This window comes from Pseudomonas maumuensis, from assembly GCF_019139675.1.
Lineage (GTDB): Bacteria > Pseudomonadota > Gammaproteobacteria > Pseudomonadales > Pseudomonadaceae > Aquipseudomonas > Aquipseudomonas maumuensis.
This window is the reverse complement of record NZ_CP077077.1, coordinates 5,619,915-5,634,695: the sequence shown is the minus strand read 5'-3', so window position 1 is coordinate 5,634,695 and position 14,781 is coordinate 5,619,915. Positions and strand designations below refer to the sequence as shown.

Genomic DNA, 14,781 nt, shown 5'->3' with positions numbered 1-14,781 from the left:
CCTTATCGCGGCGCCAGTCGGGTCGCCGCGATGATGGCTAATCCTTTTCCAGCACCCACTGCCGGGCGCCGGCAGTCAGTTGCGGCATTTCATCCGGCTGGGCGCGGTTCACCGCCTGGAAGATCTCCAGGGTGTCGCCGTCGCGCTTGAAGATCCACGGCGCGCCACGCTGATTGCGCTCCAACCACAGGCTGTCGTTGCCATCGCCCATGGTCGCGCAGTCGCCCGCCAGGCACAGGGCGAAACGGTCGGGGCCGGGCAGGCCGGTGACGGTGCCGGTGTCGCTGAAGCGCACCACGGCGCCCTTGCCCTGACCCTCGACGATCTTCCAGTCGCCGCCCAAGTACTGCTGGTACAGCGCCTTCTCGAAGCTGGCGCCCAACGCAGCGCCTTCTGGCGCCTTGCTGCGCACGAACGTTTGCTCATGGCCGGAGGGGTCGATCGCCACCAGTTCGTCGCCATCGAGCTTAAGCTGTTCGGTCAGGTCACCTTCGAAGTTGACCTGCCAGTCCTTCTCGTTGGCGCTCAGGCGCCCGTCGGCGGCCTCGAAGCCATTGCTGAAGCTGGCCTGCTGGTTCTTGATATCGATCTTCCACTCGAACACCGGACCTTTCGCATCTAGGGCCTGGCGCAGGCTGGTGCCTTCGCTGGCGGCGTCGATGGCGGCCTGGTTGATCCAGGTGCCGTTGAAATCTTCAGGCTTGTGGCTGGCGCAGCCGCCCAGGAGCAGGGCTGCCAGCGTGAGAGGCAATGCGTGGCGCATGGTGAAAACCTTGAGGCAGGAGGGGGGTGACGGGCTTTGGCCCGTCACCGGGGTATTACTCGAGGACCAGGATGGCGTCCATCTCGACCTGGGCGCCCTTGGGCAGGGCAGCCACGCCGATGGCGGCGCGGGCCGGGTAAGGCTGCTCGAAGTAGCGGCCCATGATCTCGTTGACCTTGGCGAAGTGGCTCAGGTCGGTGAGGAAGATGTTCAGTTTGACGATGTCCTTGAACGAACCGCCAGCGGCTTCAGCCACCGACTTCAGGTTCTCGAACACCTGGACGGTCTGGGCCTCGAAGCCTTCGACCAGCTCCATGGTCTTCGGGTCGAGCGGGATCTGGCCCGACATGTACACGGTGTTGCCGGCCTTGATCGCTTGCGAGTAGGTGCCGATAGCGGCTGGGGCCTTGTCGCTGGTGATGACGGTCTTGCTCATGATGACTCCTTGCGGTTGGCGGACTACGCACGCGTCCGGGTGATGCGGACCACGCCGGTCAAGGTGCGCAGCTTCTTGATCACACGGGCCAGATGCACGCGGTCATGCACGCTGACCACCAGTTGGACCACGCTGATACGGCCGTCGCGTTCGTCCATGCTGATTTTTTCGATGTTGCCGTCGGCGGCATTGACGCTGCTGGCCAGCAGGGCGATCAGGCCGCGCTGGTGCTCCAGCTCGACGCGCAGCTCGACGTTGAACTCGCCGGTGATGTCCTTGGCCCAGGAGAGTTGCAGGCACTTCTCCGGGTTGTGGCGGACTTCACTGATGTTGCGGCAGTCTTCCAGGTGGACGACCATGCCCTTGCCCGCCGACAGGTGGCCGACGATCGGGTCGCCCGGGATCGGCGTGCAGCACTTGGCGTAGCTAAGCACCAGGCCCTCGGTACCGCGGATCGCCAGTGGGCCTTCCGGCGCCGGCAGTTGCTCGCCTTCGGCGGACAGCAGACGGCGGGCGACCACGTAGGCCATGCGGTTGCCCAGGCCGATGTCTTCGAGCAGGTCCTCGACCAGCTCCAGGCGGTACTCGGTGAGGATCGACTGGATGCGCTCCTGGGGGATGGCCTCCAGGCTGCTGTCGAAGCCGGTCAGCACTTTGTTCAGCAAACGTTCGCCGAGGCTGATCGACTCGGAGCGACGTTGCTGCTTGAGGGCGTGGCGAATGTGTGTGCGTGCCTTGCCGGTGACCACGAAATTGAGCCAGGCCGGGTTCGGTCGGGCGCCCGGCGCACTGACGATCTCGACGGTGGAGCCGCTTTGCAGCGGTTCGGATAGCGGCGCCAGACGGCGGTTGATGCGGCAGGCGATGCAGCTATTGCCAACGTCGGTATGCACCGCGTAGGCGAAGTCGACGGCGGTGGAACCCTTGGGCAGCTCCATGATCCGGCCTTTCGGGGTGAAGACGTAGACCTCGTCCGGGAACAGGTCGATCTTCACGCTCTCGATGAATTCCAGCGAGTTGCCGGCGCGCTGCTGCAGCTCGAGGATGCCCTTGACCCACTGGCGGGCGCGGGCATGGCTGCCTTTTGGCTGCTCTTCCTCATTGGACTTGTACAGCCAGTGCGCGGCGATGCCGTTGTTGGCCATCTCTTCCATCTCGCGGGTGCGGATCTGGATTTCGATGGGCACCCCGTGCATGCCGAACAGCGTGGTGTGCAACGACTGGTAGCCGTTGGCCTTGGGGATCGCGATGTAATCCTTGAAGCGGCCTGGTAGCGGCTTGTACAGGTTATGCACGGCGCCGAGCACGCGGTAGCAGGTGTCGACCTTGTCGACGATGATGCGGAAGGCGTACACGTCCATGATTTCGGTGAAGGCACGACGCTTGCCGCGCATCTTCTTGTAGATGCCATAGAGGTGTTTCTGCCGACCGCTGACCTCGCCCTCGATGCCGTCGGCGGCCAGGCAATTGGCCAGCGAGGTCTCGATCTTGGCGACGATTTCCTTGCGGTTGCCGCGCGCGCTCTTGACCGCCCGGTGGATCAGCGACGAACGCATCGGGTGCATGGCCTTGAAGCCGAGGTCCTCGAACTCCACACGCACGGTGTGCATCCCCAGGCGGTTGGCGATGGGGGCGTAGATCTCGAGGGTTTCCTTGGCGATGCGTCGGCGTTTTTCGCCGGACAGCACTTCCAGGGTACGCATGTTGTGCAGGCGGTCGGCCAGCTTGACCAGGATCACGCGGATATCGCGAGCCATGGCCATGGCCATCTTCTGGAAGTTCTCGGCCTGCGCCTCGGCCTTGGTCTCGAAGTTCATCTGGGTCAGCTTGCTGACCCCGTCGACCAGCTCGGCGACGGTCTCGCCGAATTGCTGGCTCAAGGCTTCCTTGGCGATGCCGGTGTCTTCGATCACGTCGTGCAGCATGGCCGCCATCAGGCTCTGATGGTCCATATGCATGTCGGCGAGGATACTGGCGACCGCCAGCGGATGGGTCACGTAGGGCTCGCCGCTGCGGCGGCGCTGGCCATCGTGGGCCTGTTCGGCGTAGAAGTAGGCGCGACGGACCAGGTTGACCTGTTCGGGGCCCAGATAAGTCGACAGCCGTTCGGCGAGGGCTTCTATACCCGGCATGGTTTCACCTCTTGCTGTAGAAGAGGGCCTTGCGCCGCACGTTGTCGACTGGGCATCAATCAGACGGCCTCGTTGTTCTCGTCCTCGAACGCGGCGAATACCGGATCCTCGGTGACGATCTCTTCGGCGGCGATGAATTCTGGCGTGACGATGCCTTCGGCGATTTCACGCAGGGCAACGACGGTCGGCTTGTCGTTTTCCCACGCAACGCGTGGCTCTTTGCCGCCGGTAGCCAGCTGGCGGGCGCGCTTGGTCGAGAGCATGACCAGCTCAAAGCGGTTATCCACGTGTTCCAGGCAGTCTTCAACAGTTACGCGGGCCATGGTCTTCCTCAGTAGCAAATGCGGTTAGGCGTGCAGCCCAGAATGGGCAGGCGGACTCGATAGTTTAAAAAATCACCAGCCAATAGGGAAGGGCTGTTTTGTCGGATGCCCTTGCGCCGGTGCTGTTCGAGTCGTTTTCGCGGGCCCTGCGGGAGCGGGCTTGCCCACGAAAAGGTTCACACCAAGCATGAGTCGGACGATAACGGTTCTTGTTACCCGAAAACAACTGCCCTTGACGCGTTAACGCAACATTGCGTCGCGCAGGCGCGGGGTCAGCTCCTCGAACAGCGTCTGCACCGAGCGCAGGGCGCGGCAGTCAGGTCGTGTCAGCAGCCACAGTTGGGTATCGCAGCCAGGCAGCGGGCCGCTCAGGGCCTCGACGCCGGGAAGGTCGTGGACCATGTAGTCGGGCAGCGCCGCTACGCCCAGGCCGGTGGTCACCAGTTGGGCGATAGTCGACATGCCGCTGCACTGGTAGCGCGGAATCAGCCCTGGATGATGCTGGTTGCGCCAGACCACGGTGGCGTGGTCCTGCATGGAGTCGTCGGGGGCGATCCATGGCACGCTGGCGGCGGATTCCTGCAAGCGCTCGCGCAACGCCGGTTGGCCGCAGACCACGTACGAGGTCGAACCCAGGCAACGGCCCACCAGATGCTCCGGCGGCGTGTTGGTCAGACGCAGGGCGATATCGGCATCGCGACGGCTGAGGTTGGCGAAGGTGTTGGAGGTGCCCATCTCCAGCGACAACGCCGGGTAGTTGGCCATGAAGTCGGCCAGTGCAGGCAGCAGCAGACTGTGCAGCACGGCTTCGGTGCAGGTCAGGCGCACGGTGCCGCTGACCACCTGTTCGCCGCTGGTCAGGGCGATGCGTGCCGCATCCAGTGCCTGTTCGGCGCGCTCGGCCTGCTCGGCCAGGGCCTGGGCGGTGTCGGTGGGCAGGTAGCCTTTGCGGCTCTTGACGAACAAGGCGGTGCCCAGCGCCGACTCCAGCCGGCGGATCGAGCGGAACACCGTCGAAACGTCGACCTTGAGCAGTTCGGCGGCCTTGGCCAGGGAGCGACCGCGCTCCAGTGCGAGGACCAGGGCGAGGTCCGCATGGTTGATCTGATATTGCATCGATGCACGCTCTGCTTGCCGAAATGCCAATGTCTGTTGCGTTGGGGCCATTTTATAGTGAAACGGCCCCCGGGAATCAATGCAGCCGGTCGGCAACCAGCCCCCCACGATGGGCCAGTGAAAAGAACAACAGCAGCACCATCGTCGCCTTTCGAGGCGTCATCCGCAGTTCCCCACATCGCCGCTCCGAATCAAAGGATGTACAGCCATGACGTCGGTCTCCCCGTGCGCCAGTTCTTCCCGCGAGATGAATGAGTTCCTGGATGCCCATCCGGATACCCAGTACGTCGACCTGCTGATCTCCGACATGAACGGCGTGGTGCGCGGCAAGCGCATCGAGCGCGCCAGCCTGCACAAGGTGTACGAGAAGGGCATCAACCTGCCGGCCTCCCTTTTCGCCCTGGATATCAACGGCTCGACCGTCGAAAGCACCGGCCTCGGCCTGGACATCGGCGATGCCGACCGCATCTGTTTGCCGATTCCCGGCACGCTGTGCGACGAACCCTGGCAGAAGCGCCCGACCGCGCAGCTGCTGATGACCATGCATGAACTGGACGGCGCGCCGTTCTTCGCCGACCCGCGTGAGGTGCTGCGCCAGGTGGTGAGCAAGTTCGACGACCTGGGGCTGGATATCTGCGCCGCGTTCGAACTGGAGTTCTACCTGATCGATCAGGACAACCTAAATGGCCGTCCGCAGCCGCCGCGCTCGCCGATCTCGGGCAAGCGCCCGCAGTCCACTCAGGTCTATCTCATCGACGACCTCGACGAATACGCCGACTGCCTGCAGGACATGCTCGAAGCGGCCAAGGAACAAGGCCTGCCTGCCGACGCGATCGTCAAGGAAAGCGCCCCGGCGCAGTTCGAGGTGAACCTGCACCACGTCGCCGACCCGATGAAGGCCTGCGACTACGCGATCCTGCTCAAGCGCCTGATCAAGAACGTCGCCTACGACCATGAAATGGACTCCACTTTCATGGCCAAGCCCTACCCGGGCCAGGCCGGCAATGGCCTGCACGTGCATATTTCGCTGATCGACAAGAACACCGGCAAGAACATCTTCGCCAGCGATGACCCGCTCGAAAGCGACACCCTGCGCCACGCCATCGGCGGTGTGCTGGAGACCATGCCGGCGTCGATGGCCTTCCTCTGCCCGAACATCAACTCGTACCGCCGCTTCGGCGCCCAGTTCTACGTGCCCAATGCGCCGAGCTGGGGCGTGGACAACCGTACCGTGGCCGTCCGCGTGCCGACCGACAGCCGTGAAAACGTGCGTATCGAGCACCGTGTGGCCGGCGCCGACGCCAACCCGTACCTGATGCTCGCCGCGATTCTGTCCGGTATCCACCACGGCCTGACCAACAAGGTCGAGCCGGCCGCGCCGATCGAAGGCAACTCGTACGAGCAGCTGGAGCAGAGCCTGCCGAACAACCTGCGCGATGCGTTGCGCGCGCTGGATGACAGCGAAGTCCTCAACCAATACATCAGCCCGGACTACATCGACATTTTCGTGGCCTGCAAGGAGAGCGAGCTGGCCGAGTTCGAAGTGTCGATCTCCGACCTCGAGTACAACTGGTACCTGCACACGGTGTAAGCCCATGAGCGCAATTGCGGTCCCCTTGATCGGTGTCAGCGCCTGCCGCCAGCAGGTGGGGAAGAACTCGTCGCACACGGTGGGCGACAAGTATGTCGAGGCCGCGGGCTTTGCCGGGATGCCGCTGATCCTGCCTGCCCGTGACGGCGGTAGCGATACGCAGGCGTTGCTGGCCCGGCTCGATGGCATTCTTTTTACCGGTTCGCCTTCAAATGTCGAGCCGCATCATTACAATGGCGCGCCCAGCGCGGAAGGCACCCGGCACGATCTTGCACGTGACCGCCTGACCTTGCCGCTGCTGCACGCGGCTATTGCCGCGGGTGTGCCGGTGTTATGCATCTGCCGTGGCTTCCAGGAACTGAACGTGGCCCTCGGTGGCAGCTTGCACCAACGGGTGCAGGAATTGCCCGGCTACCTGGACCACCGCGAACCTGAGGACGCACCCCTGGAGGTGCAATACGGCCCTCGTCACCCCGTCGGCCTGGAGCCGGGTGGGATGTTCGAGCGCCTGGGCCTGGCTGCGCGATTCGAGGTCAACTCGCTGCACAGCCAGGGCATCGACCGCCTGGCCCCGGGCCTGCGTGTCGAGGCACGGGCCCCGGATGGCCTGATTGAAGCGGTGTCGATGCCTGATGCGCCGGGCTTTGTACTCGGCGTGCAGTGGCACCCTGAATGGCGTTTCGCCGAAAACCCGGTCTCGCTGCGCCTGTTCGAGGCGTTCCGCGAGGCCTGCATTGCCCATGCTGCACGGGAGGGTGTGCGCCAGAAGATTCTCTGACGTCACCCGGTAGTCTCGGATGACCCACCCCGGCAGTGAGCTTTCAATGAGTGGAAGCGGGCCCTCTACGGCGGGCCTGTGAAAACAATTCCAATAGTTACGGCACATACTCATGAGCGATTACACAGAAGCCGGCCGCCCCCCCGACGTGGCGGCCGACTCGGGCAACACCCAGCGCAGCAAGGGCCTGGCCAAGGGCCGCCTCGGCCTGCTGGCCAGCGTCGTGCTGGGCATTTCCACCATTGCACCGGTCTATACCCTGACTGGCGCGCTCGGCCCGACCGTGCGTGAAGTCGGTGCCCACTTGCCGGCGGTGTTCATCGTCGGTTTCCTGCCGATGCTGCTGGTCGCCCTGGGCTACCGTGAGCTGAACTCGGCGGAGCCCGACAGCGGCACGTCCTTCACCTGGTCTGCCAGGGCCTTCGGCCCGATGATCGGCTGGATCGGCGGCTGGGGGCTGGTGGTCGCCACCACCATCGTGCTGTCCAACCTGGCAGGCGTGGCGGTGGACTTCTTCTACCTGTTCCTGGCGCAGATCACCGGCAACCAGGAGTTGGCCGCGTTGGCCGACAATCTGTTGATCAACGTCACCACCTGTTGCGTGTTCATCGCTCTGGCCGTGTGGATCTGCTGTCGCGGCATGGCCACCACCATGACGGTGCAGTACGGTCTGGTGGCCTTGCAGTTGCTGGTGCTGATCGGCTTCGCCTTCGCCGCTTTCGGCGAGACTACCGCGCCGCCGCCGCTGGCGTTCGATCTGGCCTGGTTCAACCCGTTCGGCGTCGAGTCGTTCTCGGCCTTCGCCGCTGGGCTGTCGCTGTCGATCTTCATCTTCTGGGGCTGGGACGTGTGCCTGACCGTCAGCGAAGAGTCGATCGGCAGTGAAGAGGTGCCGGGCAAGGCCGCCACCTGGACCGTGCTGCTGATCCTCGGCCTGTACCTGCTTACCGCCATCGCCACGCTGCAGTTCGCCGGCATCAGCGAGCAGGGCCTGGGCCTGGGCAATCCGCGGATCCAGGAAAACGTGTTCGCCCACCTGGCCGGGCCGGTCATGGGGCCACTGGCGATCCTGATGTCCATCGCTGTACTGGCCAGCACCGCCGCTTCGCTGCAGTCGACCTTCGTCTCGCCGGCGCGCACCTTGCTCGCCATGGGGTACTACGGCGCCGTGCCGCAACGTTTCGCCAAGGTCTGTCCGCGTTCGCAGACGCCACGCTACGCGACCATCTGTGCCGGTATTGCCGCAGGTCTGTTCTACGTGACCATGCGCACCCTCAGCGAGAACGTGCTGGCGGACACCATCACCGCCTTGGGCATGATGATCTGCTTCTACTACTCGCTGACCGCCTTCGCCTGCGTGTGGTACTTCCGCCGTAGCCTGTTCGACAGCGTGCGCCACTTCTTCATGCGCGGCGTGTGCCCGTTGCTGGGAGGCCTGATCCTGTCGGTGATCTTCCTGCGCACGGCGATCGACAGCGCCTCGCCGGACTTCGGCAGCGGCTCGCATGTGGGCGGCTTGGGGCTGGTATTCGTGATCGCGGCGATCATCTCGGCGCTGGGCATCGTGCTGATGCTGCTGTCGCGTCTACGTGCGCCGGCGTATTTCCTGGGGGCTACCCTGCGTCAGCAGGCGACCTTGCAATTGCAGGAATAACGCAAAAGGGCTGCCGTGCAGCCCATCGCCGGCAAGCCGGCTCCCACAGGAGATTGCATGCCCTTGTGGGAGCCGGCTTGTCGTGGCGAATGGGTCTTATAGAGGCCTTGGCTATCTTCAGCCGATCAGCTCTTTGAGTAATGCTCGGTGTACTCGCTGCTGGTTATCCAGCTTCAGCTTTTCGGCATGCGGCACGGCATCCGCACCATCTTCGCGGTTCGAGCGGAACACCGCCTTGAGGTCTTCGAGTGCATCATCGAACTCGTCGTTGATGATGACGTACTCGTACTCGTTGTAATGCTCCATCTCGCTGACCGCTTCCTTCATGCGTCCGGCGATGATTTCTTCGCTGTCCTGGCCACGACCGTCCAAGCGCTGGCGCAGGGCCTGCTGGCTCGGTGGCAGGATGAAGATCGAGCGCGCCTTTGGCATTAGCTTGCGTACCTGACGGGCGCCTTGCCAGTCGATTTCCAGTATCAGGTCTTTTCCCTTGTTCAGCGTCTGCTGCATCGCGCTGCGGGAAGTGCCGTAGAAATTGCCGAATACCTCGGCATGCTCAAGGAAGTCATTCTTGGCGATGAGTGTCTTGAATTCGTCATGGCTGACGAAGTGATAGTTCGTTCCATGCTTTTCGCCTGGGCGCATCTTGCGCGTGGTATGCGATACCGAGACGCTCACACGCGGGTCTTGCTTGACCAGCTCAGTGACCAGGCTGGTCTTGCCGGCGCCGGACGGGGCCGAGACGATGTAGAGGGTGCCGCTGCTGTGGTTCATGGTAGGGGTGGCCTTACTCGATGTTCTGTACTTGTTCACGCATCTGTTCGATCAGCACCTTGAGGTTGACTGCCGCCTGCGTGCTGCGTGGGTCGAATGCCTTGGAGCCGAGGGTGTTGGCTTCGCGATTGAGTTCCTGCATCAGGAAGTCCAGGCGCCGACCGGCGGCACCGCCCGACTTGAGCACGCGGCGCACCTCGGTGACGTGGGTGCTGAGGCGGTCCAGCTCTTCGGCGACGTCGCTCTTCTGCGCCAGCAGGACCATCTCCTGTTCCAGACGCTGCGGGTCGAGCTCGGCCTGCATGTCGCTGAAGCGGTCTAGAACCTTCTGCCGTTGCGCGGCCAGCATCTGCGGCACCAGGGCGCGCAGCGTGGCGACCTCGTTGGTCATGCTGTCCAGGCGCTCGTTGATCAGTCGGGCCAGCTCGGCGCCTTCACGCTGACGGCCTGCCTTGAGTTCGGTCAGGGCCTCGTCGAACAGTGCGATGGCCTCGGCGTTGAGCGCTTGCGGATCGCTGGCGTCGGCCACCAGCACGCCCGGCCAGGCCAGCACTTCCAGTGGGTTCAACGGTGCCGGTTGCTTGATCAGGCTGGCGACGGTTTCGGCGGCGGCGACCAGCTGCGCGGCGCGTTCGCGATCGACTTGCAGTGGCTTGCCGGTGCTGTCTTCGCTCAGGCGCAGGGTGCATTCGACCTTGCCCCGCGAGAGGCCCTGGCGCAGGCCTTCGCGCACGGCGCCTTCGAGGTCGCGCAAGGCTTCGGGCAAGCGCAGGTGGGGTTCGAGATAGCGGTGGTTGACCGAGCGCAGCTCCCAGATCAGGGTGCCTTGGCTGCCAGCGCGCTCGACACGAGCAAAAGCGGTCATGCTATGCACCATGGGGAGTACCTCGCGTAATCAGGTGAACGGGAAGCCTGTCGGCTGCAAGGCGCAGGATTGTAGCGCAGTGCGGCGCGGGCGCCCAATCCGGCCATGCTACCGGCCTTGCCGAAACCTGTCGGAAAAGACGACAGGCTGTGCGAGCGCGACGACAGGCGTGCCTTCGCCGGGTGTCGGGCTCTATAATGCTCGGCAGATTCAAAGTCCCCGTACAGGTATTCCAGATGAAACGTCCAAGTGGTCGCGCCGCCGATCAGCTCCGCTCGATCCGCATTACCCGCAACTACACCAAGCACGCCGAAGGATCGGTTCTGGTCGAGTTCGGTGACACCAAGGTCATTTGCACGGTCAGCGTCGAGAACGGTGTTCCCCGCTTCCTCAAGGGCCAGGGTCAAGGTTGGCTGACCGCCGAGTACGGCATGCTGCCGCGCTCCACAGGCGAGCGTAACCAGCGCGAGGCAAGCCGTGGCAAGCAAGGCGGCCGCACCCTCGAGATCCAGCGCCTGATCGGCCGTTCCCTGCGCGCTGCGCTGGACATGAGCAAGCTCGGCGACATCACTCTGTACGTCGACTGCGACGTGATCCAGGCCGACGGCGGCACCCGCACTGCCTCGATCACCGGTGCCATGGTCGCCCTGTGCGACGCCCTGGCGGTGATCAAGAAACGTGGCGGCCTCAAGGGCGGCAACCCGCTCAAGCACATGATCGCCGCGGTATCGGTGGGTATGTACCAGGGCGAGGCGGTGCTCGACCTCGACTACCTCGAGGACTCCGCTGCCGAGACCGATCTGAACGTGGTCATGACCAGTGCCGGTGGTTTCATCGAGGTGCAAGGCACCGCCGAAGGCGCGCCGTTCCAGCCTGAGGACTTCAACGCCATGCTGGCGCTCGCGCAGAAGGGTATGGCCGAAATCTTCGAACTGCAGCAGGCCGCGCTGGCCGACTGACCAGACGCCAGGGAGGTGCAGCACATGAACGATACCGATCTGCCGATCACCCCGCCCAGCGCCAATGTCCGGCAATGGGCTATGTTCTGCCACCTCTCGGCGCTCCTGGGGCTAGTGCTGCCACTTGGGCATTTACTGGGTCCGCTGGTGCTTTGGCACCTCAAGCGCGAACAGGACCCGTTCATCGATGCCCAGGGCAAGGAGGCGCTGAACTTTCAGATCAGCGTGACCATCGCCAGCTTCGTATGCTTCCTGCTGATGTTCGTGTTCATCGGCATTCTGCTGTTCGCCGTGCTGATGGTGGCGGTGCTGATCCTGATCATCTTGGCGGCGGTCAGGGCCAACGAAGGGAAGTCGTATCGCTACCCCTTTATCTGGCGGCCGATCAGATAGACACAAAAAAGCCGACCTGGAGGTCGGCTTTTTTGTGCGTGCCATCCTCAGATGGTCAGCGTCCAATCGTAGTCCACGATCAGCGGCGCATGCTGGGAGAAGCGCGGTTGACGCGGCAGACGGGCGTTGCGCACGAAGCGGCGCAGGCCTGGGGTGAGGATCTGGTAGTCGAACCGGTAACCCAGGTTGAGCATCTCGGCCTGCTCGTTATCCGGCCACCAGCTGTACTGGTCGCCTTCACGGCTGACTTCGCGCAGGGCGTCGACATAGCCCATGTCGCCGACGATGGCGTCCATCCAGGCGCGTTCGGGCGGTAGGAAGCCCGGCGACTGCTGGCTGTCGCGCCAGTTCTTGATATCGAGCTTCTGCTGCGCCACGTAGAACGAGCCGCAGTAGATGTACTCGCGACGCTTGCGGCGCTGCTTGTCCAGGTACTTGGCGAAGTCGTCCATCAACTTGAACTTCTGGTTCAAGTCTTCGTCGCCGTTCATGCCCGAAGGCAGCAACAGGCTGGCAATACTGACTTTGTCGAAATCTGCTTGCAGATAACGCCCGTAGCGGTCGGCTGTCTCGAAGCCCAGGCCGGTGATGACTGCCTTGGGCTGCATGCGCGAGTAAAGTGCCACGCCACCTTGGGTGGGCACCTCCGCGTCGCAGGCGTAAAGGAAATAGCCATCGAGCTGGAAAGCTGGGTCGTCGAGTTCAAAGGCCGAGGCGCGGGTATCCTGAAGGCAGATGACGTCGGCATTCTGGGCTTGTAACCAGCTGAGCAATCCACGCTCGGCCGCAGCCTGAATGCCATTTACGTTCACACTGATGATCCGCATAAATGGCCCCAAAAATCTCGTGCGTGTATGATACCCGAGCTCAACACATTTAGCTAAATCCGTGGTGTCCGGGACCTTTCATGCAGCCGTATCAGCGCGACTTCATCCGTTTTGCCATCGATCGCGGCGTTCTGCGCTTCGGTGAGTTCACCCTGAAATCGGGGCGTACCAGCCCGTACTTCTTCAATGCCGGCCTGTTCAACACCGGGTCCGCCCTGGCGCAGCTAGGGCGTTGCTACGCGGCGGCCATCGTCGACAGCAAGATCCCCTTCGACGTGCTGTTCGGCCCGGCCTACAAGGGTATCCCCCTGGCGGCGGCCACTGCCGTGGCGCTGGCCGAGCAGCACCAGCTCGACGTGCCGTGGTGCTTCAACCGCAAGGAAGCCAAGGACCATGGCGAGGGCGGCAGCCTGGTCGGCGCCCCGCTGGCCGGCGACGTGCTGATCATCGACGACGTGATCACCGCCGGTACCGCCATCCGCGAAGTGATGCAGATCATCAACCCCCAGCAGGCCAAGGCCGCCGGCGTACTGATCGCGCTGAACCGCGAAGAGCGCGGCAATGGCGAGCTGTCGGCGATCCAGGAAGTCGAGCGCGACTTCGGCATCCCGGTAGTGAGTATCGTCTCGCTGACCCAGGTGCTGGAGTTCCTGGCTGATGACCCGCAGCTCAAGCAGCATTTGCCAGCAGTAGAGGCTTACCGCGCGCAATACGGTATCTGAGCAGATTCGCGGGCATGAAAAAGGCGACCAGAAGGTCGCCTTTTTCATGCCCGCGGTTCAGCGGCGGTTTGGGTAAGGGTCCTGCACGGCATCACCGACGCCGGTGAGAATCTTCCAGCCACGCTTGGGGTGTGTGCCGGGTGTGAAGTCAGGGCAGGGCGGCATCGAAGTTTTGCCCTGGTTGGAGTACGGGCGCCCACAGTCGGCGCATTCGTAGCTGCCTGCGGAAACATCGCTGCCATATTTGACCAGGTCTTTCTGCATCGCTGTATCTCCAGTGTGGTGGAGTCGGAATGCTAGTCGGCTGGCATGGGTGCGTGTTGTAGTATCTGTCGGTGTCGCCGGTAGGATAGTTCTTAACGACAAAAAGGCGACCCTGGGGTCGCCTGCGCATCGCGTCAATCGGTGCCGTACTTCGGTGAGCGTGGCCCGTAGAGGATCCCACCATTCGGATAAGGCGTCAGCAGGCGCGCGCTGGTCATGCCGGCAATCGGGTAACCGGCATCGTCCTGAACGCTGCTGATGATCTGGTTGATGGCCGCCGCCACCAGCATGCCGATCAGGCCGCCCTGGTTCTGCTTGCCTTCCTCGCTGGAGGCCGTAGCGCTGCCGGTCCACAAGGTGGCGCCGGTCTTCAGGTCGACCAGTTTGGCGCTGGCGGTGACGATGGTGGCGCTGCTCAGCACCATGTAACGGGTGCCGTAGTCGCTGACGGTCACGTACAGGCCGGCGTCAGCGCCGAAGATCTCGTTCAGCTTGGCGGTGGGCAGCTGGTGGATGTCGGCCGGCGTGGACAGGCCGTTCTGGCGGAACGTTTCATCCACCAGCGCCACCGGCATCACGTAGTAGCCGGCTTCGGCCAGCGGGTAGGTGACCTGGGACAGCATGCTATAGGTCGCCTTCACGTCGGGCGACTCGTTCAGCGGCGGCAGGATTAGGATCGACTTCGGTCGGCTCTGTTTGTAGGCCGAATAGTCGATGCTTTTGCGCTCGGCACAGCCGGCGAACAGGGCCAGCACGCAGGCGCCGACGATCAGTTGGGTCAGGCGCTTGATCATTGCTTGGTCCCCTTGCTGGCATTGCTCATCAGGAAGTCCATGTATGCCGCGGACTCGGGGAACAGTGCCTTCTCGGTACGGAACTGCTGGATCATCTGGTCATCCTTGCCCAGGCTGGAGTACAGCAGGCCCAACTGCGCGTGGTAGCCCGGCGGCACGGCGCCGTTCTTGGCCTTGATCTTCTCCAGGTCACGCTCCAGGGCGGTGGCTTGTTCTTCCTTGGAGTCGCCCTTGAGATAGCCATACACCTGGGGTTGGTAGCTTTCCCACTGGTACAGGGTCTTGGGCGAGTTGCAGCCGGCCAGCAGGACGCTGCCCAGCAGCAGCCCGGCGACAGTACGCCAGGCTGGGGTGGTGATGCTCATCGAAAGGTCTTCCTTGTTGTGTTGT

General features: G+C 63.4%; 17 protein-coding genes. 6 read left to right on the top strand and 11 right to left on the bottom strand.

Annotated features, from left to right (window positions below):
• Positions 1-37: 37 nt before the first annotated feature.
• The 5 genes from KSS90_RS24985 to KSS90_RS24965 form a co-directional block, all read right to left on the bottom strand.
• A complete protein-coding gene (locus KSS90_RS24985; RefSeq protein WP_217867680.1) occupies positions 38-763 on the bottom strand; it encodes a hypothetical protein in 726 nt (241 codons plus the stop codon).
• A gap of 55 nt (positions 764-818) precedes the next feature.
• Positions 819-1,199 (bottom strand): RidA family protein, encoded by a 381-nt coding sequence (locus tag KSS90_RS24980; RefSeq protein WP_028689951.1) that lies wholly within the window; start codon positions 1,197-1,199, stop codon positions 819-821.
• 23 nt (positions 1,200-1,222) lie between these two features.
• Positions 1,223-3,331 carry a bifunctional GTP diphosphokinase/guanosine-3',5'-bis pyrophosphate 3'-pyrophosphohydrolase gene (gene spoT / locus KSS90_RS24975; RefSeq protein WP_217867679.1) on the bottom strand — a complete coding sequence of 703 codons (2,109 nt, stop codon included), beginning with the start codon at positions 3,329-3,331 and terminating at the stop codon, positions 1,223-1,225.
• 59 nt (positions 3,332-3,390) lie between these two features.
• Positions 3,391-3,654, bottom strand: coding sequence for a DNA-directed RNA polymerase subunit omega (rpoZ, locus tag KSS90_RS24970; protein WP_008091595.1), 264 nt, complete (start codon positions 3,652-3,654; stop codon positions 3,391-3,393).
• Between the two features lie 240 nt (positions 3,655-3,894).
• The gene (locus KSS90_RS24965; RefSeq protein WP_217867678.1) at positions 3,895-4,770 is read right to left on the bottom strand and encodes a LysR family transcriptional regulator; all 876 of its coding nucleotides are present in this window, start codon (positions 4,768-4,770) and stop codon (positions 3,895-3,897) included.
• 208 nt (positions 4,771-4,978) lie between these two features.
• On the opposite strand from KSS90_RS24965, the gene KSS90_RS24960 reads away from it, so the two are divergent.
• The 3 genes from KSS90_RS24960 to KSS90_RS24950 all read left to right on the top strand — a co-directional run bounded on the left by KSS90_RS24960 (position 4,979) and on the right by KSS90_RS24950 (position 8,793).
• The gene (locus tag KSS90_RS24960; protein ID WP_217867677.1) at positions 4,979-6,361 is read left to right on the top strand and encodes a glutamine synthetase family protein; all 1,383 of its coding nucleotides are present in this window, start codon (positions 4,979-4,981) and stop codon (positions 6,359-6,361) included.
• Between the two features lie 4 nt (positions 6,362-6,365).
• Positions 6,366-7,139: a gamma-glutamyl-gamma-aminobutyrate hydrolase family protein gene (locus tag KSS90_RS24955; protein ID WP_217867676.1), complete on the top strand. Its 774-nt coding sequence runs from the start codon at positions 6,366-6,368 to the stop codon at positions 7,137-7,139.
• A 112-nt stretch (positions 7,140-7,251) separates the two neighbouring features.
• Positions 7,252-8,793, top strand: a complete 1,542-nt coding sequence (locus KSS90_RS24950; protein WP_217867675.1) for an APC family permease — start codon at positions 7,252-7,254, stop codon at positions 8,791-8,793.
• A gap of 117 nt (positions 8,794-8,910) precedes the next feature.
• On the opposite strand, the gene gmk is transcribed toward KSS90_RS24950, so the two are convergent.
• The gene (gene gmk / locus KSS90_RS24945) at positions 8,911-9,567 is read right to left on the bottom strand and encodes a guanylate kinase (RefSeq protein WP_217867674.1); all 657 of its coding nucleotides are present in this window, start codon (positions 9,565-9,567) and stop codon (positions 8,911-8,913) included.
• Positions 9,568-9,580: 13 nt separating this feature from the next.
• Positions 9,581-10,444: a YicC/YloC family endoribonuclease gene (locus KSS90_RS24940; RefSeq protein ID WP_217867673.1), complete on the bottom strand. Its 864-nt coding sequence runs from the start codon at positions 10,442-10,444 to the stop codon at positions 9,581-9,583.
• Positions 10,445-10,668: 224 nt separating this feature from the next.
• Here KSS90_RS24940 and rph point away from each other — a divergent pair, with 224 nt between their 5' ends.
• The gene (rph, locus tag KSS90_RS24935; RefSeq protein ID WP_217867672.1) at positions 10,669-11,391 is read left to right on the top strand and encodes a ribonuclease PH; all 723 of its coding nucleotides are present in this window, start codon (positions 10,669-10,671) and stop codon (positions 11,389-11,391) included.
• Between the two features lie 24 nt (positions 11,392-11,415).
• Entirely contained in the window at positions 11,416-11,784 is a 369-nt protein-coding gene (locus KSS90_RS24930; RefSeq protein ID WP_217867671.1) for a DUF4870 domain-containing protein, read from the top strand.
• 47 nt (positions 11,785-11,831) lie between these two features.
• Here KSS90_RS24930 and crc read toward each other — a convergent pair whose 3' ends face one another.
• Complete coding sequence (gene crc, locus KSS90_RS24925) at positions 11,832-12,611, bottom strand: catabolite repression control protein Crc (RefSeq protein ID WP_023629898.1); 780 nt, start codon at positions 12,609-12,611, stop codon at positions 11,832-11,834.
• Between the two features lie 80 nt (positions 12,612-12,691).
• On the opposite strand from crc, the gene pyrE reads away from it, so the two are divergent.
• Positions 12,692-13,333, top strand: a complete 642-nt coding sequence (gene pyrE / locus KSS90_RS24920) for an orotate phosphoribosyltransferase (protein WP_217867670.1) — start codon at positions 12,692-12,694, stop codon at positions 13,331-13,333.
• 57 nt (positions 13,334-13,390) lie between these two features.
• On the opposite strand, the gene KSS90_RS24915 is transcribed toward pyrE, so the two are convergent.
• From KSS90_RS24915 to KSS90_RS24905, 3 genes are all read right to left on the bottom strand, one after another.
• Entirely contained in the window at positions 13,391-13,597 is a 207-nt protein-coding gene (locus KSS90_RS24915) for a hypothetical protein (RefSeq protein ID WP_217867669.1), read from the bottom strand.
• 134 nt (positions 13,598-13,731) lie between these two features.
• Positions 13,732-14,391, bottom strand: coding sequence for a DUF799 domain-containing protein (locus KSS90_RS24910; protein ID WP_217867668.1), 660 nt, complete (start codon positions 14,389-14,391; stop codon positions 13,732-13,734).
• Complete coding sequence (locus KSS90_RS24905) at positions 14,388-14,756, bottom strand: DUF4810 domain-containing protein (protein WP_217867667.1); 369 nt, start codon at positions 14,754-14,756, stop codon at positions 14,388-14,390. The genes KSS90_RS24910 and KSS90_RS24905 overlap by 4 nt, the downstream gene beginning before the upstream one ends.
• Between the last annotated feature and the right edge of the window lie 25 nt (positions 14,757-14,781).